The organism is Chloroflexota bacterium, from assembly GCA_016219275.1.
Lineage (GTDB): Bacteria > Chloroflexota > Anaerolineae > UBA4142 > UBA4142 > JACRBM01.
The window spans coordinates 80,567-101,872 of record JACRBM010000040.1; the positions used below are offsets into that span (position 1 = coordinate 80,567).

16 protein-coding genes are annotated in these 21,306 nt (G+C 58.0%); 10 read left to right on the forward strand and 6 right to left on the reverse strand.

Annotation, left to right across the window (positions count from 1 at the left end):
- The first annotated feature begins 102 nt into the window (after positions 1 to 102).
- A complete protein-coding gene (gene recF, locus HY868_09500; protein ID MBI5302361.1) occupies positions 103 to 1,329 on the forward strand; it encodes a DNA replication/repair protein RecF in 1,227 nt (408 codons plus the stop codon).
- 118 nt (positions 1,330 to 1,447) lie between these two features.
- On the opposite strand, the gene rsmG is transcribed toward recF, so the two are convergent.
- The gene (gene rsmG / locus HY868_09505; protein MBI5302362.1) at positions 1,448 to 2,149 is read right to left on the reverse strand and encodes a 16S rRNA (guanine(527)-N(7))-methyltransferase RsmG; all 702 of its coding nucleotides are present in this window, start codon (positions 2,147 to 2,149) and stop codon (positions 1,448 to 1,450) included.
- A 243-nt stretch (positions 2,150 to 2,392) separates the two neighbouring features.
- Here rsmG and HY868_09510 point away from each other — a divergent pair, with 243 nt between their 5' ends.
- The 7 genes from HY868_09510 (at position 2,393) to tnpA (ending at position 10,052) form a co-directional block, all read left to right on the forward strand.
- Positions 2,393 to 3,025 (forward strand): hypothetical protein, encoded by a 633-nt coding sequence (locus HY868_09510; protein MBI5302363.1) that lies wholly within the window; start codon positions 2,393 to 2,395, stop codon positions 3,023 to 3,025.
- The gene (locus HY868_09515; GenBank protein ID MBI5302364.1) at positions 3,022 to 4,266 is read left to right on the forward strand and encodes a DNRLRE domain-containing protein; all 1,245 of its coding nucleotides are present in this window, start codon (positions 3,022 to 3,024) and stop codon (positions 4,264 to 4,266) included. The genes HY868_09510 and HY868_09515 overlap by 4 nt, the downstream gene beginning before the upstream one ends.
- A 41-nt stretch (positions 4,267 to 4,307) precedes the next feature.
- Positions 4,308 to 4,943 (forward strand): Uma2 family endonuclease, encoded by a 636-nt coding sequence (locus tag HY868_09520; protein ID MBI5302365.1) that lies wholly within the window; start codon positions 4,308 to 4,310, stop codon positions 4,941 to 4,943.
- Positions 4,944 to 5,001: 58 nt separating this feature from the next.
- The gene (gene uvrB / locus HY868_09525) at positions 5,002 to 7,086 is read left to right on the forward strand and encodes an excinuclease ABC subunit UvrB (protein ID MBI5302366.1); all 2,085 of its coding nucleotides are present in this window, start codon (positions 5,002 to 5,004) and stop codon (positions 7,084 to 7,086) included.
- Positions 7,083 to 8,900 carry a DUF2723 domain-containing protein gene (locus HY868_09530; GenBank protein ID MBI5302367.1) on the forward strand — a complete coding sequence of 606 codons (1,818 nt, stop codon included), beginning with the start codon at positions 7,083 to 7,085 and terminating at the stop codon, positions 8,898 to 8,900. The genes uvrB and HY868_09530 overlap by 4 nt, the downstream gene beginning before the upstream one ends.
- 39 nt (positions 8,901 to 8,939) lie before the next feature.
- On the forward strand, positions 8,940 to 9,467 hold the full coding sequence (locus HY868_09535; protein ID MBI5302368.1) for an SRPBCC domain-containing protein: 528 nt from the start codon (positions 8,940 to 8,942) through the stop codon (positions 9,465 to 9,467).
- A gap of 141 nt (positions 9,468 to 9,608) precedes the next feature.
- A complete protein-coding gene (gene tnpA / locus HY868_09540; GenBank protein MBI5302369.1) occupies positions 9,609 to 10,052 on the forward strand; it encodes an IS200/IS605 family transposase in 444 nt (147 codons plus the stop codon).
- 59 nt (positions 10,053 to 10,111) lie between these two features.
- Here tnpA and malQ read toward each other — a convergent pair whose 3' ends face one another.
- Together malQ and HY868_09550 are read right to left on the reverse strand one after the other, a co-directional pair.
- Positions 10,112 to 11,647 (reverse strand): 4-alpha-glucanotransferase, encoded by a 1,536-nt coding sequence (gene malQ / locus HY868_09545; GenBank protein MBI5302370.1) that lies wholly within the window; start codon positions 11,645 to 11,647, stop codon positions 10,112 to 10,114.
- Between the two features lie 312 nt (positions 11,648 to 11,959).
- Positions 11,960 to 13,969, reverse strand: coding sequence for a glycosyltransferase family 39 protein (locus HY868_09550; GenBank protein MBI5302371.1), 2,010 nt, complete (start codon positions 13,967 to 13,969; stop codon positions 11,960 to 11,962).
- Between the two features lie 410 nt (positions 13,970 to 14,379).
- Here HY868_09550 and HY868_09555 point away from each other — a divergent pair, with 410 nt between their 5' ends.
- Complete coding sequence (locus HY868_09555; protein MBI5302372.1) at positions 14,380 to 16,218, forward strand: PQQ-like beta-propeller repeat protein; 1,839 nt, start codon at positions 14,380 to 14,382, stop codon at positions 16,216 to 16,218.
- A 93-nt stretch (positions 16,219 to 16,311) separates the two neighbouring features.
- Positions 16,312 to 18,441: a DUF5060 domain-containing protein gene (locus HY868_09560; protein MBI5302373.1), complete on the forward strand. Its 2,130-nt coding sequence runs from the start codon at positions 16,312 to 16,314 to the stop codon at positions 18,439 to 18,441.
- Positions 18,442 to 18,565: 124 nt separating this feature from the next.
- Here the strand turns inward: HY868_09560 and HY868_09565 are convergent, their stop codons facing one another.
- Genes HY868_09565 through HY868_09575 form a run of 3 tightly spaced genes read right to left on the reverse strand, consistent with a single transcriptional unit; the run spans position 18,566 to position 21,287 of the window.
- On the reverse strand, positions 18,566 to 19,651 hold the full coding sequence (locus HY868_09565) for a DegT/DnrJ/EryC1/StrS family aminotransferase (protein ID MBI5302374.1): 1,086 nt from the start codon (positions 19,649 to 19,651) through the stop codon (positions 18,566 to 18,568).
- Positions 19,648 to 20,244 (reverse strand): N-acetyltransferase, encoded by a 597-nt coding sequence (locus HY868_09570; GenBank protein ID MBI5302375.1) that lies wholly within the window; start codon positions 20,242 to 20,244, stop codon positions 19,648 to 19,650. Before HY868_09570 ends, HY868_09565 begins: the two co-directional genes overlap by 4 nt.
- Before the next feature lie 26 nt (positions 20,245 to 20,270).
- Positions 20,271 to 21,287, reverse strand: coding sequence for a Gfo/Idh/MocA family oxidoreductase (locus tag HY868_09575; protein MBI5302376.1), 1,017 nt, complete (start codon positions 21,285 to 21,287; stop codon positions 20,271 to 20,273).
- Positions 21,288 to 21,306: the final 19 nt, after the last annotated feature.

The window sequence follows — 21,306 nt, forward strand, 5'->3', positions numbered from 1 at the left end:
ACACACGCAAAGATTTGATTTTCCGCGTTGCCAGTGCTACAATCTCTTTGACCTTGCGAAGGTTTCGCGAAGCGCCTTCGCAGGGTTGGATTGGAGTCATCCATGAATCTGACGCACCTTACGCTCACCAACTTTCGCAACTATGCCCATCTCGAACTCGACCTCGCGCCGGGTGTCACATTATTGCAAGGCGAGAACGCGTGCGGTAAAACCAGTTTGCTCGAAGCGATCTTTTATCTCGCGACCGCGCACTCGCCGCGCGCCGGCGCGGAACGCGAGTTGATTCGCTGGGGCGCGAGCGACGAACCGATCCCATTCGCGCACGTCGAAGCGGACGTGGAAAAGAGCAACGGCACGCGCACGCAGTTGGAAATCGTCCTCGTGCAACCCGGCGAATCGGCGGCAAGGGTGGACAGCGCGCGCGCCGCGAATGGACGCGTCACCAAACGCATCAAGGTCAACGGCGTCGGCAAACGCGCACTCGACTTGCTGGGAGAACTGAACGTCGTACTCTTTCTGCCCGAAGACCTTGACCTGGTTTTCGGATCGCCCGGCGACCGGCGACGCTATCTCGACGTGACGCTTTCGCAGATTGATCCGCGTTACGGGCGCGCGCTCTCGAAATATAATCAGGTGCTCGAACAGCGCAACGGATTGTTGCGCGAATTTCGCGAGCGGTCATTCAACAATCCGACCCAGCTCGCAGTCTGGGATCAGCAACTCGTCGCCGAGGGGACGTACCTCATCGCGCGGCGCGGCGACACTATCGCGCGCTACAATGATCTGATCGCCGAAATTCATCCGCGCCTCACCGGCGCGCGCGAAGAGTTGCGTCTGGTCTATCAGCCAAGCGTCGCGTCGAACGGCGAACACGCCACCGCGACTGGGAAAGAGTTGCGCGTCGCCGGCATCGCGCGCGCGTTCAACGAACAACTCGCCGCGCTGCGCCCGCGCGAACTCGCGTCCGCGCAAACGCTCGTCGGTCCGCATCGCGACGACGTGCGCTTTATTGTTCAGCGCGCGAACGGCGCGCCGCCGATGGACGCGAATACGTTTGCCTCGCGTGGGCAGGGACGCACGATTGCCTTGTCGCTCAAACTCGCCGAAGTTGCGTTGATGCGCGCCGAGACCGGCGAAACGCCCGTGCTCTTGCTCGACGACGTAATGTCCGAACTCGACGCAGCGCGCCGCGCCGCGCTCGCCGACACGATGCTTGATTCGACGCAAGCCCTCATCACCACGACCGACCTCAGCGACCTCGCGCCAGAATGGCTCGAACGCGTCCATGTCCTCCATGTGTGCGACGGGCAAGTAATTTCCGACCTCTAACTCAATTCCCCAACTCGAACAAACCAAAGTGGGGCAATTTTCCAAATTGCCTCACCGAAATTTGCATTCGGCAAAGTGGGGCAATTTGGAAAATTGCCCCACGCTTTTGTTGGACGGATCACAACGGCTTGCGTTCCGGAATGCCGGCGCGGCGCGGGAACGTTTCCGACGTCGGCGCGATTTTGGCGATGACGACGAGATGTCGCGGCTCCAACCCAGGCAACTGCACGGGCGTGATCGCGCTCACTTGACCACCCAGGATTCGCAGCGCGCGCGTGGCGCGTTGTACCTCGTCATCAATCGCGACACCCTTTTGCGCGATGAACACGCCGCCGACGCGCACGAACGGTAGTGCGTACTCGGCAAGCACAGCCAGGTCTGCAACGGCGCGCGCGACGACGACATCATATTTGTCGCGGTGCGCCGCCTCGCGCGCGAGGTCTTCGGCGCGCGCGTGAATCGCCGCCGTGTCGCGCAGATCGAGTCGCGCGATGAGGTGCTGGAGAAACGCAACCTTTTTACCGACCGATTCAAGCAAGGTTACGCGCAACTCAGGACGCACGATTTTCAATGGCACGCCGGGAAATCCCGCGCCGCTTCCCACATCGAGAAGTGTGCGCGCGTCGGTCGGCAATGCGGGAACAACCGACAATGAATCCAAGAAATGTTTGAGTACAACTTGATCGCGTTCGATGATCGCAGTGAGATTGACGCGCGTGTTCCACTCGGTCAACTCGCGCAGATAAATTTCAAACGCGTCGAGTTGCTGGGTAGTCAGCGCGACTTGAAACGCGCGCGCGGCATCGGTTAGATTTTTCATCGGCGGGATTATACCACAACCGGGTAACTAGCCAGTTGCCGTATGTGTCATTGCGGGCGAAGCGAAGCAATCACCCCTCCCTACCCTCCCCTTACCAAGGGGAGGGTTAGGGTGGGGTTGGAGATTGCTGCGGGCAAAATCCGCCCTCGCAATGACATAGGCGCAACTGATTGCGTGATTCGCCAAGTTGTCCTATAATCTGGGCGCGCCAGAGATGTGCTCTCGGCGCGAGGAGACAAGCCAATGGCGACTCCGCAAGCATCCCCGATAGCAGACCTGGGTCAGGTCGCGTTCAGCCCCCGCGCGCAACAATTCTTCGACCAGGTTTTCAAACCGCGCTATACCGCGTTGCAACAAGCCGTGCGCCAAACTCCGCTCGTTATTCTCGTGTGGGGTCCGGGCGCGAGCGCCGGCGATTTGTACCGCAAGCGTCTGCAAATTCGCGATGAACTCCGCCGCCTGGGTCACGCCGCGGTGTTTAGCGAAGAACTCGCCGGCGGCTCGCCGGCAGAAATGTCCCAAAAGGGCATCGAGTTTCTCCAAGCCCAAGCCGCCGATCTCATTGTCGTGATGCAGACCTCGTACGGCTCCGTCGCCGAAGTTCACGACTTTGCGAGTTATCGCATCGTCAATTTCAAAATGCTGATCTTTATTGACGAACGCGCGCAAGACGGCTATTCGTATCGCGGCGCATTGACCGAACTCAAAACGCTGTACAACAATGTCGAAACGTTCAAGTATCCCGACGACATTACGCAGTGCCACTTGCTCCGCAAAGTGATCGAAAAAGTCAACGTGCTCCAGATGGTCAAGTATCGCGATCAGCAAAACGTGGCGAGCTGGGCAGGCGTCAATCCTGGGGAGCCAACGCGATGAACCCGCCCTCCCACGATTCGTACGCGCGCAATCTACTCGAACTGTACCGCACGCATCGCGACGAGATTGACTCACTGTCCGATCCAACCGTGTTCTTCATCCTGGGATTGGTCAATCACGTCGGCAAGGTCACGCTCGACGATCTCGCGCGCGATGTCAACCTCGCGCCGAACGAACTGCGCGTCAAGCTCGTATCGCTCTTGCGCGGCAAACTGATCCAGGACGCCAAAGGCACGTTGACCGTAACTGCCCTGGGCGCGCAATTACTCAAGGAACTCGGCTTTCCGATACAGCCCGTCCCAGCATCCACTCAACCGCGTTCTCAACCGCGACCACAAACTCTGCCGCGCGGTGCTCCACAGCCAGTGCCCGCGCGCCGAATCAATTGGGGCATGTGGATTGGTGTCGCGGCAACAATCGTTTTGTTTTTCGCGATTGGCGGAGGCGCGGTCCTCATCGCGCTGAGTCGAACGCCAATAGCCATGATCACGGCAACACCCATTTTGATATCTACGCCCACGAGCACCAGCACGTCATTGCCAACGGATACGCCAATCACACCAGTCACGGTCGCGCCATTTGTGCCATCGCCAACGCCGACCCCATCGAGCGCGCCATCGCCAACGCTCACCCGAACTCCGTCGCTGACCGTGACACCATCGCGCACACCAACGCGCACGCGCACACCGACGATCACACTGACCGCCGTACCGACGACGATCACGCTGCCGGCAGTCGAAGATGCATTCGTCACTTCGACCTGCGGCGCGAGCAGTCCGAACAACACGACCCAGCTCAACGTGGCGTCCAACTCCGGCGATCCGGATTGTCCTGGCGCTAAACAACGCGCACTGCTGCGATTCGGACTCAAACTGCCGGCGAATTACGCGATTCTGCAAGCCAAATTGAATGTCCATGTGATGACCGCTACATCCGGCACGACCCGCATCGGCGTGCATCGCTTGACGGGCGCGTGGTCCCAAACGGCTGTCACCTGGAACAACCAACCCGGGCGCACCGCGATGTACGACAATGTGAGCGTGGGCGGCGAAGGGTGGTACACCTGGGATGTGACCAAAATGGTGGAGGAGTGGCACACAGACGCGCAACCGGACAATGGATTGGTTTTGATGAACACGAGTGAAAATCTGAGCACGATCAACTATCGCGCCTTTAACAGCAACGAGCATCTCAATCGCGCGTTGCGTCCGTACTTGCAGATCACGTATCGTCCCAGGTAACGATTCGTGGTATAATGCCGAGCACTGGAAAGGAAGCGCGTATGCTTGAACCGCAAGTCGCCGCTGCGCCGACGCGCACGCCGGCAAAATCGCAAATGACGTTTGAAGAATTTCTCGATTGGTGCGACGAAGACACTCACGCCGAGTGGGTCAACGGAGAAATTGTGATGACTTCACTAGCCAGTGCACAACATCAGGACATCAAAAGATTTCTCTTTGTTCTATTGCGTCAGTTCGTGCGACGCAATAAACTAGGAAAAGTTCTCGACGCGCCCGTCTTGATGCGCCTGCCGCACGTACCCAGCGGACGCGAGCCGGACATTCTATTTGTGCGCGCGGAGAACACGAATCGTTTGCGCGACACGTACCTCGATGGTCCCGCCGACCTCGTCGTCGAAATCATTTCGCCGGAAAGCATCGCGCGCGATCGCGGCGACAAGTTCGTCGAATACGAACAAGCCGGCATTCCCGAATACTGGCTAATTGATCCGATTCGCCGTCGCGCCGAGTTTTACGTACTCAACGCGACGGGGATGTACGAACTCATCAACCCAGACCCGCGGGGCATTTTTCAATCGCGCGTCGTTGATGGATTCTGGTTGCGCGTCGAATGGCTCTGGCAAGACCCGCTTCCACTCGAAGAAGACCTGCTCGCCGAAATTCGCAAGCGCGCGTAAAATCTAAACCCCGTTTTCCCCACCTGGCAGAAAACGGGGTTTTAGCGCAAGAGGAAAAATGCCCAACTTTCAACTCGTTTCTCCGTTTCAACCGACCGGCGATCAACCCGCCGCGATTGACAAACTCGTACAAGGCATTCAGCGCGGCGACAAGTACCAAACCTTGCTCGGCGCGACCGCCACCGGCAAAACGTTCGTGATGGCGGCGATCATCGAAAAAGTTCAAAAGCCGACGCTCATCATCGCGCACAACAAAACGCTCGCCGCGCAGTTGTACTCCGAGTTCCGCGAATTCTTTCCGCACAACGCGGTCGAGTACTTTGTATCGTACTATGATTACTACCAACCCGAAGCGTACGTGCCGCAACACGATCTCTACATCGAAAAGGATTCGAGCATCAACGAAGAGATTGATCGCCTGCGCCTCGCGGCAACCGCCTCCCTGCTCTCGCGGCGCGATGTCGTGATCGTCGCGTCCGTGTCGTGCATCTACGGTCTGGGTTCGCCCGAAGAGTACGCGCGCGTGTCGGTGAAACTTCAACGCGGCGAGACGCGCAATCGCGACAAGGTTCTGCGCCAACTCATCGAGAATCACTACGAGCGCAACGATCTCGACCTGGGTCGCGGCAAATTTCGCGTGCGCGGCGACACGCTTGAAATCGCGCCGGCGTACGGCACGACCGCGTATCGCGTCGAGTTCTTCGGCGACGAGATCGAACGCATCACCGAGGTGGACACGACGACCGGCGAAGTCCTCTTTGAACATCCCAACGTCGAAGTTTTTCCGGCGAAGCATTTCATTACGCCGCAAGACAAGCTCAATGCCGCGCTGCAAGATATTGAAAAAGAACTCGCCGATCAAATCGCCAAGTTCAAAGACCAGGGCAAATTGCTCGAAGCGCAACGCATCGAACAACGCACCAAGTACGATCTCGAAATGTTGCGCGAGGTCGGCTATTGTTCCGGCGTCGAAAACTATTCGCGACCGCTCGCGCAACGCGCGCCCGGCTCGCCGCCGTGGACGCTGTTCGATTATTTTCCCGACAACTTTTTGCTCTTCATTGACGAATCGCACATGACCGTTCCGCAAATTCACGGCATGTACAACGGCGACCGCGCGCGCACAGAAACGCTCATCGAGTACGGCTTTCGCCTGCCGAGCGCGCTCGACAATCGTCCGTTGCGTTTTGAAGAATTCGAAAAGGAACTCAACCAAACGATTTTCGTCAGCGCGACGCCCTCCGAGTACGAAATCAAATCGAGCGCGCAAGTCGTCGAACAAATCATTCGCCCGACCGGTTTGGTGGACCCCGAAGTTTCCGTGCGTCCGATCAAAGGTCAGGTGGACGATTTGGTCGCCGAGATTCGCAAACGGCTCGAACTACACGAGCGCGTGCTCGTCACAACGCTGACCAAACGCATGGCGGAAGATTTATCCGAGTACCTCCACGAACTCGGCATCAAGGTGCATTATCTCCATTCCGAAGTGCAAACGCTCGAGCGTGTCGAGATTCTGCGCGATCTCCGTCTCGGCGTGTACGACGTCATCGTCGGCATCAACCTTTTGCGCGAAGGACTCGATCTGCCTGAAGTGTCGCTCGTCGCGATTCTCGACGCGGACAAGGAAGGATTTTTGCGGAGCGGCACCGCGTTGATTCAAACGATCGGGCGCGCGGCGCGGCACGTCAGCGGTCAAGTGATCATGTACGCCGACGTGATGACCGATTCGATGAAGCGCGCACTTGAAGAAACGAATCGTCGCCGCGCGATTCAAGTGGAACACAACACCACGCACAACATCGTGCCGCAAGGCATCGTCAAGCAAGTGCGCGATCTCACCGACCGCGTGCGCGTCGCCGCGGAAGGGAGAGAAGAATACAAGGCAGGCGGCATCGGCAAGCTCGAAAAATCGGAAGGCGCGAAATTGATCGAGGAACTCGAAAAGCAAATGAAGCAAGCCGCGCAGAACTGGGAATTTGAAAAAGCCGCGCTCTTGCGCGACCAGATCATCGAACTGCGGCAGATGCTCGACGCGCAAGATACGCGACCCGAGTGGAAAAAAGTGATGGACGACGAGAACCGTCACGAACTCGAAGAACTGCGCGCGCAGAGACCCGCCGCCCCCGCGCGCCGCAAACGATGAAACCACGCGCGCGAATCGTTGCGCTACTCGTCGTCTTGGCGCTCCTCGCCTTGATCTACGCGCCGACCTTGCTCGCGCAGATCAACGGCTCGTCCGATGATTTCATGGCGGACGTGGGCGAGACGCAAATCGTTCTCAACGTGTGGGGCACACTCCACGCGACGGGCTATCCGCTGTTTGTCATCTTGGGTAACTTGTTCGTCGGCGCGCTGCGACTCATCGGAATTGCGCCGACCGTTGCGCCGTCGATCGTCTCGTTGATTTTTGGATTCGCCGCGCTCGCGATTTTTTACGCGCTCGCGCTCAATCTCACCGGACGCGTCGCGCTTGCCGCGATGGCGACCGCGTTACTCGGCGTCACACGCTACGTCTGGATTCACAACGTCATCCCCGAAGTCTACTCGTTCGCGTTGTTGCTACTCACGATCTTGTTCGCGTTCGCGTTGTGGCGCGGCGAGGTGTCCCATCGCATCGAGTGGCTCGCGTTCGTCGGCGGCATCGCGCTCGCGCATCATCGCGCGTTCATCCTCGCGATTCCGCCACTCGCCTTCGCAGTGTGGCACGAATTGCCCGCGTTGAGTTGGCAGCGCACGACGCGCTTGATCGCGCTCGGCTTGATCGGGTTTGTGCCTTATGCGTATCTGCCCGCGCGCGCGAACCTGGGCGGAATCTGGGTCTATGGCAATCCTGGTACGTTGAGCGGTTTCTGGGACCAATTCATCGCGCGCGAGAACCCAGCCATCGTGCGCGTGCCTACCTCATTCGACATCGTGCTCGACAAGTTCAACACCGTCAACGATCTACTCGTCGCCGAGTTAACCGCGCCGGGCATCGCGCTCGGCATCCTGGGTCTGACGTTTGCCGCGATGCGACTACCCACGCGCCGCGAGGCGATCACCTTTCTCGTCAGTGCGATCACGGCATACGCATTCGTCGTGATTTTCTTCGACGACATTCTCGCACCGGTGATTTTTCCAATTTCGCTCGCGCTCGTTTTCGGCTGGATTTTTCTCAGCGACGCGCTCGTCGCCGCGCGAAAATTCGGGTACGCAGTACTCGCGCCTGCCGCGCTCGTTTGTGGTGCAGTGCTCGTCATACAGAACGCGCCCGTTATCGCCAGACTCACGCACGACCCGACCGGCGTCGAGACTATGGCGCTCGCGCAGAACACACCTACCGGCGCAACGCTGATGCTCACCTGGGGCACGCGCTATTTCGCGATTGGATTCGCGCAAGACGTGCTCGAACAATTGCAACATTTCCGCCGCGTGGATGACAAAGCTGATGTCGCCGCGATTCTCAAACAGGGAATGCTCGTGACGCCGGAATTTATTTTGACGGATCGCCCACCGCCTTGGTTTGAAAAACAGCTCAAGCAACGCGTGTACGTGCGCGCGGTCGCGCCGCGCCTCATTCAGATTGACACCGCAATGGAGCGCGTTCCGCCGGGTGCGAACATCCAATCGCGCGATGGTCTGCCGGTTCCATTTGCGACTCAAGCGCATTGTGCACGACGCGAAATTGATCTGTACGTGAGTTGGGCGGCAATCACACAACCCGCGCGCGACGCGAGTGTGTTCGTGCACTTGCTCGATGCCAACGGTCACGTGCTCGCGCAAGACGACCAAGCCGCGCCGGTGTATGGTTGGCGACCATTGACGAGTTGGGATGCCGGCGAAGTCGTACGCGATGTTTACACGCTCGCGCACGCGTCAGGCGCGACCCAGATTCGATTTGGCTGGTACGAGAAATTATCGAACGGCGAGTTCAAGAATTACGACGCGGTCACGATGCCCGTGTTGTGCAACCCGTAGGGCAATTTTCCAAATTGCCCCACTGGCAAGGGAGAGACCATGAACAAGATCGAACAAACATACATCATCGCCGCGTCGCCCAAAAAGATTTGGCGCGCGTTGACCGACGCGCGCGTCATTCGCAAGTGGTCGGGCGCGGACGCGGTCTTTCCGCTCAAGCCCGGCGCGGCGTACTCGTTGTGGGATGGCAGTATCACCGGCGAAGTGCTCGCGATTGTGCCGGAGAAAAAACTCGCGCAGTCGTGGAAGCCGGACAATTGGACGATCACGAACTCGGTCGTGACGTTCACGCTGACGCCGACGCGCGAAGGCACACGCGTGGACTTGCTGCACGAGAACATCGAAGAATGGGATTACGAAGGCACGGAGACGGGCTGGGACAATTACTATCTTGGTGCGATCAAGCGGATGTTTAGCGCGGAACCCGCGAAACCCAGGATCACGAAAACCGCGAAGTCTGGGAACACGAAAACCGCGAAGAAAGTGAAAACCGTGAAGGGGAAAAGGGTGGCGGGGAAGAAAGAACCGGTGAAGAAGCCAACTGGGCGCGCAAGAGCCAAATCATAAATGATTTGGCAACACTGGTACAAGGACGCTAAAGCGTCCTGAGAATTCGGAATTCAAAAAGCATGCGATTCTTCAGACAAAAAGGCGAATCGTTTACAACTCGCTCTTGCTCGTATAAAACACAAATAACATAGAGGCACCATGGCGTACTGGCGATTGTTCTACCACATCACGTTCGCTACCAAAAATCGCGGGGCGATGATCACGCCCGACATCGAACCCGAATTGCATGGTTACATCGTCGGCAAGGCGCAAGCATTAGGCGCGATAGTGTACGCCGTAAATGGAATCGCGGAACACGTTCACGTCGCCACATCGGTGCCACCGAAAGTCTCCATCGCGGATTTTGTCGGGCAGATCAAGGGCGCGGCGTCGCATCACATCAACCATTTGCCCAAGCCACCCGAACGACTATTCGATTGGCAACGCGGGTACAGCGTCGTCTCGTTCGGGCAAAAAGATTTGGGGCGTGTGATCGAATATGTTTGCAATCAGAAGGAACACCACAAACGCGGGACGATCATCCAGGCAATGGAACACGCGGACGAACTGGACGACGCGCCGCAAATCACAGCAAGTGAATAACCCGGCAGGACGCTTCAGCGTCCTTGAATTCTCGTAGCATTGTTGCAAACGACAATGCGCTATTGAACTCCTGTAGCATTGTTGTTCACAACAATGCGCCCGTACACCACCGTCAACTCGCGCAACCGCGCGGCACTCTGGTCGTCGAGCGCGCCGGGTTGGACACGCCAGCACCAATTCGGCGCGCCGCTCGTGCTCGGAAAATTCATCCGCGCCTCGTTCCCCAGCGACAACAAATCTTGCGCCGTCGTCATCGCCGTGTGCGCGACCGACGACCACGCAAGCCGAATCAAATCCCACGCGATATCCGACCCATCGCGCGCAAGATAACGCCGCGCATAATCGCGCGATTTTTCATCTGCCGATTGATACCAGCCAACCGTCGTGTCATTGTCGTGCGTGCCGGTGTAGACCACGCCATCGCGTTGTAAATTGTGCGGCAAAAAGTGATCCGTCGCATCACTCCCAAACGCGAACTGCAAAACGCGCATTCCTGGGAAACCGAACTCGGCTTGGAGCGCGTCCACGCCTGCGCGCGAAGCGGGATCGAACGTTCCCAGGTCTTCGGCGATAATCGCCAGGTCGCCGAGCGCCGCGCTGACCGCGCGAAATAGTTTCGCGCCCGGCGCGCGTTTCCACGTACCATTGACCGCGGTCGTTTCATCCGCGGGCACTTGCCAGTAATTGTAAAATCCCCGAAAGTGATCAATCCGAATCACATCCGCTTGCGTGAACGCGAGACGAAACCGCGCGATCCACCACGCGAATTTCTCCTTCGCCATCACATTCCACTTGTAGAGCGGATGTCCCCACAATTGCCCGGTCGTGCTGAAATAGTCCGGCGGAACGCCTGACACCGCAATCGGTTTGAGTTCCTTGTCAAAGTAAAATAGATGCGCGTTCGCCCACACGTCCGCGCTATCGCGCGCGACGAAAATCGGAATGTCGCCGATGATCTGAATGCCGCGCGAGTTGGCGTGGCGTTTGACCGCGCGCCACTGGTCGAAAAATTGCCACTGGCGATATTTGACATTCTCGATTTCGGTCGCGAGCGACCGGCGCGCGCGCTTTAGTGCACTCGGTTCGCGCGTCATCAAATCGCGATCCCACTCGTACCACGGCTGTCCTTGTCGCGCGGTCTTGATCGCCATGAACAACGCGAAATCGTCGAGCCAGTCCGCGTGCGCGCGACAAAACTTGACGAACGCGTCGCGTTGCGTCGCCGGCGCGTGCGCGGAGAAATGCGCGAACGCGCGATCGAGCAACTCATTCTTGAACGAAATCACCGCGCCGAAATCCACGCGCTCCGCAGGAAAATCCGGCACACTCTTCAAATCGGGCGCGACGAGGTGACCGACTTCGATCAGACGCTCTGGGCTGATGAGCAAGGGATTGCCCGCGAGCGCGGAGAGACCTTGGTATGGCGAATCGCCAAAGCCGGTCGGACTGAGCGGCAGAATCTGCCAGTACGTTTGTCCCGCATCCGCGAGAAAATCCACAAAGCGAAACGCGTGCTCGCCCAGATCGCCGATGCCATAACGACCAGGCAGTGAAGTCGGATGCAGGATCACTCCGCTCCGTCTTGGAAATGTCATTGGCAACCCCCTTGATTGCGCGACTGTGGGGCAATTTTCCAAATTGCCAAACAAAAGGAGACTGTAGCATGCCCGCCGGTAAAATGGCAATTGAAATTGCCCCGCGTGAGCCGTTGGCTGGTCGCGCGCCTACGCGGGCGAATTTCGCGTCCACGTAGGCAATTGTCCCGAATGCAATGAGGGATGGACGCCCGGCGGAACGCCCACCAAAGGCGATTTCAATCGCCCCTGTCGGTCGCCATGCGACATTGTCAACAAAAGGCAATTTTGGAAAATTGCCCTACAAAATTCGCGCGTGTCGAAAGTGCTGATTCATGGCAATGCGAGTTGCCACGTCGCCAGCCACACCGAGTCGGTGCCCACGCTCAACGGCAATCGTTGCAAATCGTCGCGCGTGTAGACGCCGAGCGCAAACCGATACGCGCCCGCGCGCAAATCCGCCGGCAGTTTAAGCGCGTGCAGTTGCGCGACCACATCCCCCGGCGCGAGGTCGTCCGTCACCGCGCCGAATCCATCGAACTGCGCGACGACGCGTTGCTCGGCATCGAGCAGATGCACGAACGCGGCGATATTCGGAGGACGTTGCAGGACGCGCCAGTACGTCAACACGTTGAGATCATCGCCGGGACGCGCGTTCACATTGAGAATTTCGTAACCCACGAATTCGAGCGCATCACCCGCGCGCACCGACGTCGTGATCGGCGTGTTCGTGTTCGGCAAAAAGATCGTTCCCACGCGCGCGCGCGATAGTCGCGCGTCAAGTCGCGCGCGCGGAATCGCGTACACGCGCAACAGCCGTCGTCCTTCTGAATCCACGCGCGGGTCAATGTGAATTGGCGCGTCGAGGTCAACGAACGCGTCGAGCAACGGACGCACCGGCGCGCCCAGGATTTGAAACGCGATGCGTGACCCGCGTGGATCGTCGGGAAATACAATCGCATCGAGCACCGACCAACGGAGCGCGACCTCGCGGCGTTGAATCGGTCGTTGGATGTTTGTTTTGCGCCACGGCGTATACACATCGAAGATGTAATTGAAGGGCGTCGTGTCGGATGATTGATTCACGTACTTTGCCGCGCCATCGTAAAACGCAAGCGACATCCAATAGACACCGGGCGCTTTCATCCACACTTGAAACAAATCGAACGCCGTCCGCGCATAAATCGAAATCCCCAGCACTCCCACCACTACGGCGTACGTAGACAGCACCAGCCGCATGTTCAAGAGTCTGGCTCGCCGGTCATTCTTCATCGCTTCCAGTTTTTTCCATGCCCATTCAATCGGCAGAACCGTGATGACGATCAACGCCGGCATCATGCCAAGCGAACGCCCCCAACTTGGCGGGTGCTCGGTGATAAAACTGGGAACGAGATGCGCCGCGACGACAATCAGTTGCAAACCGTATTCCGGTTTTTTCAATCGCGCGACGCAGAGTAAAACACCCAAATAAAATAGGATTCCTTCGGGACCAACGAACACAGGACGCTCGGAGAGATTGTTCACCCAATTCGGTTCGCCGCGCACGGTGAACATCGCCACTGTTTCGAGCAATGCCTGCGGCGCATTACTCCACTCGCCGCGAAAAAACCAACTCAGTTGAGCCATCTCGCGGATCCGCAGATCGAATTCGGGATGCGCGCGCAAATAGATGTACAGCCAGAGACTGACGACGCCCATCAAGGCAATGTAGACGAGCATGGTGCGCCAATGCTTGAAGAGGAGTTCGCGTTGGATGATGACGAGGTAAACGAGGAACACGGCGACAATGACCGGAAAACCGCGTCCCGATGTGTACGTGTAAGCCGCCAGTCCCGCGAAAATGCCGCCGACCACGCCCGCCTTAAGCGTACTCTGATTAGATCGCGAACGCACGCTCAACACGAGTCCGATCAGCGCGGGGATCGTGATCGCCGACAAGGTGACGACGCGCAGACTCAGGTGCGCGAACATCGCGGACCAGAAAAGCCCGGCAAACAATCCGGCGGACATGACGCCGACGCGGCGACTCTGAAAGAGGCGTTGCCCGTACACGTACATCAACGCGACCGTGACCATCGTCCACGCGACCGAAGTCCAGCGGCTGGCGATTTCGCTCTCGCCCAGCACAATGAAAAAAGGCGCCATCGAAAAATTGTACAGCGCCTCATGTCCGTCGCCATCGGGAAAGAAGGGAACGAGTTGTCCCTGCAAAATTTTGGCGGTGACATCACCGCCATCGACCTCGTCGCCGTAATACGGAAATTCTAAGAGCTGATATTGATAGAGAAAAAATGCGGCGAGCAAAATGACGATCAATACAAGCCACGTGGTTTTTCGATTCATTGCAGGGGCAAACAAAAAATCGCAAATTTTTTTGGGGCGCGTTCGGCAACGCGTCGCCAGTATAGCATCGTCATAATCGGAACGCAAATCGAATTTTGTCCGCGCATCCCGGTATCCCCCAACGGTACTCCCATTGCCCCGGTACTATTGTTTATCCTCGCTAGAAATGTTAATTTATTGTTAGTTAGAACAACACAACTCCGCGCCAGTCATCACCGCCCCATCGCTATCTTCCAGCCCACGATTGGCTGTTCAACGCCTCGCTTGCGAATTAGTCCGATTTCCACTACTCCCCCAAAGGCAATGTCGCCGATGACCGCAGGCAATCCGGTACGATCCAGACCTGCCCGTTTTAGCGCGTTGGCGCACGGTCAGTGATCGAAATACAAAACGGCTTTAGGATTCGAGGGATGAAAAAAAGCCATGTCTTTTTGACGCTCGGCATCGCCGGCGCGCTTGTCGTCGCGCTCCAAACACCTCCGGTCTCTTCAGCGCCCGGACACCTGCTCGGCACACCCACACCTACTTTGCACCCCTACTCGCCGCTCTTTTTACCGCTCGTTATCAATCAGAATAATTCACCGGTCGCAACGGCAACACCTTTACGCACACCCACTCAAACGACGACGGCGCCATCGCCCACAGCAACGCGAACCTCCGCCGCGCCCACGCCGACCACGGTACCGGGATTGCCGGCGAACAGCGAGTGGACGCAAGACGCGCACGACGCGCAACGTACCGGTTATTCACCCGTCGAGCCAGCCGAACCCTGGACGTTCTTGTGGTCGTGGAACGGCGCGGACGCGAATGGCGGCACGGGCAATCACTTTTACAACGCGCCCCGCGAAGCGCGCACCGTGACCGGCGGCAACAATGTGTACGTGCCGGCAGGGACGCAAGGGTTGTACGCGCTAGCAAAAACGAACGGCGCGCAAGCTTGGCGCGTAACAACAACCGCATTCAACGGTACGCCGGCTTTTGACGCGAGCACGAACAGTGTTTTCGCCGGCGGTGCGGATGGCAAACTCTACAAAATCAATGCGACGACCGGCGCGGTGATTGCGACGTACACCGCCGACGCGCCATTGAATCGCGCCGTACTATTGACGAGTTCGCACGCCTACGCCATCTCCGATTCAGGGCAATTGCACAAGGTGAGTATCGCGAATCTCGCGAAAGCGTGGTCGTACGCGGCAGGATCGAACGCGAGCACCGGTTTGGCATACTCGGCATCGCGCGATGTGATCGTGTTCGGAACCGATGATTTGTACGTCCACGCCGTCAACAATTCGAATGGCGTTGTCAAGTGGCGCGTCAAGCCAACGCCAAACACCGCTGGCTTTCCGAACGAGTATCGTTACTATTTCCCGGTCGTCGCCGACCAACACGGCGTCGTGTTCTTGCGAATGCGGCTCGAGCACAACGCGGGGCTGTGGGGTTATCCCAGCACTGGCAATATCTGGCCCAATACGAATGCCGCCGCGCGTACCTTTTTGCAAGACAATCCTAGCAAGAAAAACTTGTTCGCGCTAAACCTGGATAATGGCGCGGAAAAATTCATTCCCGCCGTCGGCTACACCGGCACGGAAGATTTGTACAACGGTTCGGCATACCTCACGACCGGTCCGGTCCCCGTCGTCAAAACATTTACCGACGGCACTGAAGTCGCCTACATTCAATTCCGCAACGGGCAAGGCGCGCCGCCCGATGGTCGTTGGGATTCGAACATGGGCGAGATGGTACTCGACAATACGACCATCGCCGGTCTCGTCGCAGGCGATTTGCGCTTCGTCAAGATGAATCGCTGGAACGGACAAGGCGGCAGCGCGTACACCTTCGTCACCGATGAGCAGAATCTGATCACCCTGGCGGGCAATTCGTTGTTTCACGCGCACTGGGGCGCGAGCGAAAGCGTCAAGATTACCAACCGCGCCAGCACCCTGGGTTTGAGTTACCTCAACCCCATCACCGCGGTAAATCATCCGACGATCATCCGCCGCCAAACGAGTTGCGGCAACTTTAATCCGACGACGCACGCGACAACTTGCGGCTTGACGCTCTTTAACGACGGACGTTACTGGGATGGTCCAGGATGGTGGACGTATTGGAACGTGCTCGATCCGCCGACCATCGCCGCCGGCACGTACAGCGATGGCGTGCGCCCGCGCTACACCTACGTCAGCGGCAATCTGATGATCGTCGAAGGGAATGGCGGCGATCTAATGATCTTTAGGCACAGTGGACCCTAGCGCCGCTTTCAACGCACGACCCTGCGAAATTCGACAGACCTGCACAACGATGAGCCACCCAGAATTCGGCATAGAAAGATGAGAGAAACAGAAATGACCAGACATGACTTTCGAACGCATCGTGTATTCACTCCAATTCGACTGCTTGTAACGAGTATCGTGCTCCTCATCGCTTTGGCGCGCACGCCGCAGACCGTGTTCGCCGCCACGCCCAGCGTCACTTCGCTTTCCACCAACGGCGCCCAAATCGGACGCTATCAAAAATTCGAAGCCACCTTCCAAATCTCCAAAACATTTCCGACCACATCGTTCCTGCCGTACTATTACTACGACGCGACGGATACGCCCGCGTCCGACCCAGGTCGCACATCGCCCTATGGCGTGGACGGCATCAGCATTGACGCGCACTTTACCGCGCCCTCCGGCGCGGCGCTCGTCGCGCCGGCGTTCTACTATCAGGATTACATCCGGGGCGGCACGAGCACCGAGACGATGACGCCGACCACCAATTACATGTGGAAAGTCCGCTTTGCGCCGGAAGAACTCGGCACGTACACCTATTACCTGACAGTGCAAGACAAAGAGGGGACGACGCGCTATCCCGCGTCCGGCACGCTTGCCTTTACCGCGATCGCTTCCGCGTCGAAAGGTTTCGTACGCGTCGCGCCAACCGATTCGCGCTTTATGGCGTTTTCGAATGGACAGAGTTTCATTCCGCTGGCAGGCGCGCGTCAATGGTGGCAATGTTGCGGCAAGCGGACGTTCGACTACGAAAATCTCTTTGACGACTATGGACGCAATGGCATCAATCTCACCCGCGTGTGGGACCAAGACGACGGCTGGGCGCTCACCGTCGAAGGTCACTTTGACACGTACGCCTATCCCGATGATTTCAATCCCGTAGATCGCGGCGTCAACATTGGCGCCATGCCCAAGGGCACGCAGATGAATCAGCGCGGCAACTATGAAGAAGACAAGATCATCGAAGCCGCCGAACGCAACGGCGTGTACATCGAACTTTGTTCGCACAGCGATCCGTATTGGATTTGGGATGCGTCGGTTCACAACGAACCGTGGAATCCCAGCCCCACCACGTTTGACGATCCGCAGCATCTCAATTATTGGAAACGCAACTTTCGCTATCGCGTCGCGCGCTGGGGCTATTCAACGGCAGTCCTCGCATGGGAAGTGTGGAACGAACATGGTCACATCCCGCCCGGCACCAACGTGTACAACTTTTATCAAACGTATGGACAATATCAAAAAGCGACCGACCCATACCGCCATTTGCGTACAACCTCGCAAGGTTCGCAGGCGTACAGTCCGGCATTTTGGTCGTCGAGCGCGATGGACATTGCGAACTATCACGATTACATGATGTCGTCGCGGTACCCCGCCGCCTTGGTGAACGACGAAGCGAACTTTGTGCAAAAGTTTGCGTGGTGTCTCGGCACGAATGGAACGTACTGTTCCGGCTTGGGGTTGGGCGATGGCACGACCTGGAGCGGCGCGAACAAACCCTGGATTTGGGGCGAAATTGACGTCGGCACAACCGTGTGGAATGAAGTGCATCCCAACGCCGCCAAAGGCGAAGGCAGACTGCGAATGCTCCACAACACAACCTGGGCTGGTCTCTTCACGCCCATTGGCACATCGCCGATTGATTGGTACTGGGATCAAGAAGATCAAGCCACCATCACCGCGCGCTATGCCGACCGCAAAATCACCAGGAACTTTTTCGCGAACGTGGATTACGCCGGCGCACGCTTTGTCTATCTGATGACGAGCGCCGATGCGCCGACTGGTTATTCCGGTGAAACAGTCACGGCATCGAACGCCAAAGCGCGCGTGTACGCCATGCGGCGCAACGACAAAACCGCGGCGTACCTGTGGGTGCACCATCGCGACTATACCTGGGCGAATTTCGCTTCGACCCCGGCGGCGATTTCATCGAACGTCACAATCGGCAATCTGTTGAACGGCGTCACGTACACCGTTAGCATTTGGAATACACACACCGGCGCGCTCATCAGTTCCACGCCGATGACGCCCGCCGGCGGCGCGATCACGTTCGCCGTCAACAACCTGACGAACGATGTCGCGGTGAAAGTTGAATCAAGCACGGGGGGAACACCCACACCGACCCGCACCGCGACGCCTACCCGGACTAGCACACCCAGACCGTCGAGCAGCTGGATCTTCTTGCCTCTGTCGGTACGGTAATTCTCAAAAAAACGTGACGGCTCATCCTTGCGAAGGTTTGCAAGAATTGACACGCTAGAAACCCAAAAAACAAAAACAGCCCGAGTACATCCGGGCTGTTTTTATTTGCGCGATCAATAAGCCATCAGAAATTCTCAAACGCGCGCACGATCTGCGCGCGTTCGTCGTCGCTCACGTTGGGATGCACCGGCAACGAGACGACCTCACGTGCGAATTGCTCACTGCGCGGAAATGCCAACCCGTCGGCAATCACGCCGCGCAGCGCCTGTTGTTGATGCACCGGCACCGGATAATAAATCCCCGTGCCAATGCCTGCCTCGCGCAACTTGTCCACGAGTTGATCGCGCGTCAGCGGAAACGCCGGCGTGACGCGAATCGTGTACTGGTGCCACACATGCGTGCGATGCGGCGCAACCGTCGGCGCGAGAATGCCCCGCACGCGCGCCAAATTCTCGGTATAAAACTCCGCCGTCTCGTTGCGCCGCGCGTTCAAGTCTGGCAGTTTTTTGAGTTGCTCCACGCCAATGGCGGCGGCAATATCGGTCATGCGAAAATTATAACCGATCTGTTCGTGATAATAGCGCACGCGCATTCCGTGCGCGATCACGAGTCGCGCGGCATCGACAACGCGATCGTCGTTCGTCGTGATCATCCCGCCTTCGCCAGTTGTCATGTTCTTCGTCGCGTAAAACGAAAAACACCCCGTGCCAAACGAACCGACCCGCTTGCCATCGAACCGCGCGCCGTGCGCCTGGCACGCGTCTTCGACCACGACCAATCCATGCGCGCGCGCGATGTCGCCGATGCGCGCAAGATCGGCGGGCTGACCGTAGAGGTGAATCGGCATGATGGCTTTGGTGCGCGGCGTGATCGCGCGCTCGATTTGCGCGACATCCAGGTTGAACGTGTCGTCCACGTCCACGAACACCGGGCGCGCGCCCGTGTACAAAATCGAATTGACCGACGCGATGAACGTGAACGGAACCGTAATCACTTCATCGCCCGCACCGATTCCATGCGCGAGGAGCGCCGCGTGCAATGCGGTCGTCCCGTTCGACGTGGCAATCGCGTGCTGGACGCCGATGAATTCGGCGAACGCGCGCTCGAACTCGGCGACGCGCGGACCTTGCGCCAACATTCCGGACGCGAGCACGCGTGCAACGGCTTCTTGTTCTTCAATGCCCATGACAGGTTTGGAAATAGGAATCACATTGTCCTCACGAGATTTCCGTTTTCAGCGCGCGTGTATCGCAAGTGGTCGTGCGCGCATTCCCAGATCGTCGCGCCATTCTCGACGCGTTCCTCCACGCGTCTGCCGCACGCGCAGACGTACCCAACCAGACGCGCGGGGTTGCCCAATACGAGCGCATAGTCCGGCACATTGCGCGTGACCACCGCGCCGGCGGCAACCAACGCGAATTCACCGACGGTCACGTTCGGCAGGATCAACGCGCCGCCGCCGATAGACGCGCCGCGTCGAATCAACACTGGACTCACTTGCCAATCCGCGTCCGTTTTGAGCGCGCCGTCCGGTGTGATCGCGCGCGGATTCTTGTCGTTGAGCACGCACGCTTGCGGTCCGAGAAAGACACCTTCTTCAACCGTCGCGCCGTGATACACCTTGACGCCGTTTTGCAATTTACACCGGTCGCCAATCTGCACGCCCGCGTCCACGTAAACATCCTTGCCGAGGATGCACTCTTTGCCCACGCGCGCGCCTTGACGGATGTGAACATTGTGCCAAACCTTGGTGCCTGCGCCGATCTCGACGTTCGCTTCCACGAGCGCCGTTGGGTGAATCATCCTGCCTCCATCGTTTTACGGTGTGGTTAGCCCGTTTCCATTTGCGGGCGTTGATAATTGATGTTCATCGAACTCTTGGCGCGATCCACCACCGCGAGCGTGTTCATCGCGTCTTCACCGGTGACGATTTTTCCATCGCCACCCGACGCGGCTTTGAGAAATTCTTCCAACTCGATCTGGAGTGGTTCCTGACGCTTGAGGTCCACGGTGGTCTTGGAAGGCGTACCGAAACTGACCACAAAATCGCCAAAGTCGTCGAACTGGCGCGCGACATGACTCTCGAAAACTTCCAATTGCTGAGTCACATAATTGACCTCGGCATGTCCCGCCGAACCGGTTACCGAGAGCGTGCGAATTTTGATGGGCGTGATCCAATTCGCCTGCACGAAACAGCCGATGTCGCCAAACCGCATAAAAATTTCGCTGTGGTCGAACCGATCCAGGTTCAGCGCGGAGCTTGCGCTCGCGGTCACGCTGTTGGGCATGCGCCCCAGCAAAAACAAGATCACATCAATGTCGTGCACCGCCATATCGAGGATCACATCCACATCCTTGACGCGCGGCGGGACCACGCCCACGCGCCGCGTCACGATAGAAGTAAGCGTGCCCAACTCGCCCAGTTGGATGCGGCGTTTGAGTTCGCGCACCGCCGGATTGAACCGCTCGATGTGCCCCACGGCAAACGTCAAACCGCTCGCGCTCGCGGCGCTGACCATTGCCGCCGCTTGAGCCAGGTTCGCGGCAATCGGTTTTTCGACGATGGTATGCACCCCGGCGCGCAACGTCTCCAACACGACGCGGTGATGCAGTTTGGTCGGCACGACGACAGACACCGCTTCGAGCCGTTCGTTCTGTAACATCTCAGCATAATTGGAATACGCTTTGCAGTGAAAACGTTCCGCCACTTGCGTTGCGCGTGTCGGATCCGTATCCGACACCGCCACCAATTCCGCATTGGGAATGTCGGCATAGTTGCGCGCGTGATGGAAACCCATATTTCCAACGCCGATCACACCAACACGACTTTTGTGGATCGTGGACATTGTGTCTTCTCCTCAAGGT

Coding starts and splice junctions, on each gene's coding strand:
- recF (MBI5302361.1), top strand. CDS start 103: ATGAATCTGACGCACCTTACGCTCACCAACTTTCGCAACTATGCCCAT.
- HY868_09515 (MBI5302364.1), top strand. CDS start 3,022: ATGAACCCGCCCTCCCACGATTCGTACGCGCGCAATCTACTCGAACTG.
- HY868_09530 (MBI5302367.1), top strand. CDS start 7,083: ATGAAACCACGCGCGCGAATCGTTGCGCTACTCGTCGTCTTGGCGCTC.
- HY868_09555 (MBI5302372.1), top strand. CDS start 14,380: ATGAAAAAAAGCCATGTCTTTTTGACGCTCGGCATCGCCGGCGCGCTT.
- tnpA (MBI5302369.1), top strand. CDS start 9,609: ATGGCGTACTGGCGATTGTTCTACCACATCACGTTCGCTACCAAAAAT.
- HY868_09575 (MBI5302376.1), bottom strand. CDS start 21,287: ATGTCCACGATCCACAAAAGTCGTGTTGGTGTGATCGGCGTTGGAAAT.
- malQ (MBI5302370.1), bottom strand. CDS start 11,647: ATGACATTTCCAAGACGGAGCGGAGTGATCCTGCATCCGACTTCACTG.
- rsmG (MBI5302362.1), bottom strand. CDS start 2,149: ATGAAAAATCTAACCGATGCCGCGCGCGCGTTTCAAGTCGCGCTGACT.
- HY868_09535 (MBI5302368.1), top strand. CDS start 8,940: ATGAACAAGATCGAACAAACATACATCATCGCCGCGTCGCCCAAAAAG.
- HY868_09560 (MBI5302373.1), top strand. CDS start 16,312: ATGACCAGACATGACTTTCGAACGCATCGTGTATTCACTCCAATTCGA.
- HY868_09570 (MBI5302375.1), bottom strand. CDS start 20,244: ATGATTCACCCAACGGCGCTCGTGGAAGCGAACGTCGAGATCGGCGCA.
- HY868_09520 (MBI5302365.1), top strand. CDS start 4,308: ATGCTTGAACCGCAAGTCGCCGCTGCGCCGACGCGCACGCCGGCAAAA.
- uvrB (MBI5302366.1), top strand. CDS start 5,002: ATGCCCAACTTTCAACTCGTTTCTCCGTTTCAACCGACCGGCGATCAA.
- HY868_09510 (MBI5302363.1), top strand. CDS start 2,393: ATGGCGACTCCGCAAGCATCCCCGATAGCAGACCTGGGTCAGGTCGCG.
- HY868_09550 (MBI5302371.1), bottom strand. CDS start 13,969: ATGAATCGAAAAACCACGTGGCTTGTATTGATCGTCATTTTGCTCGCC.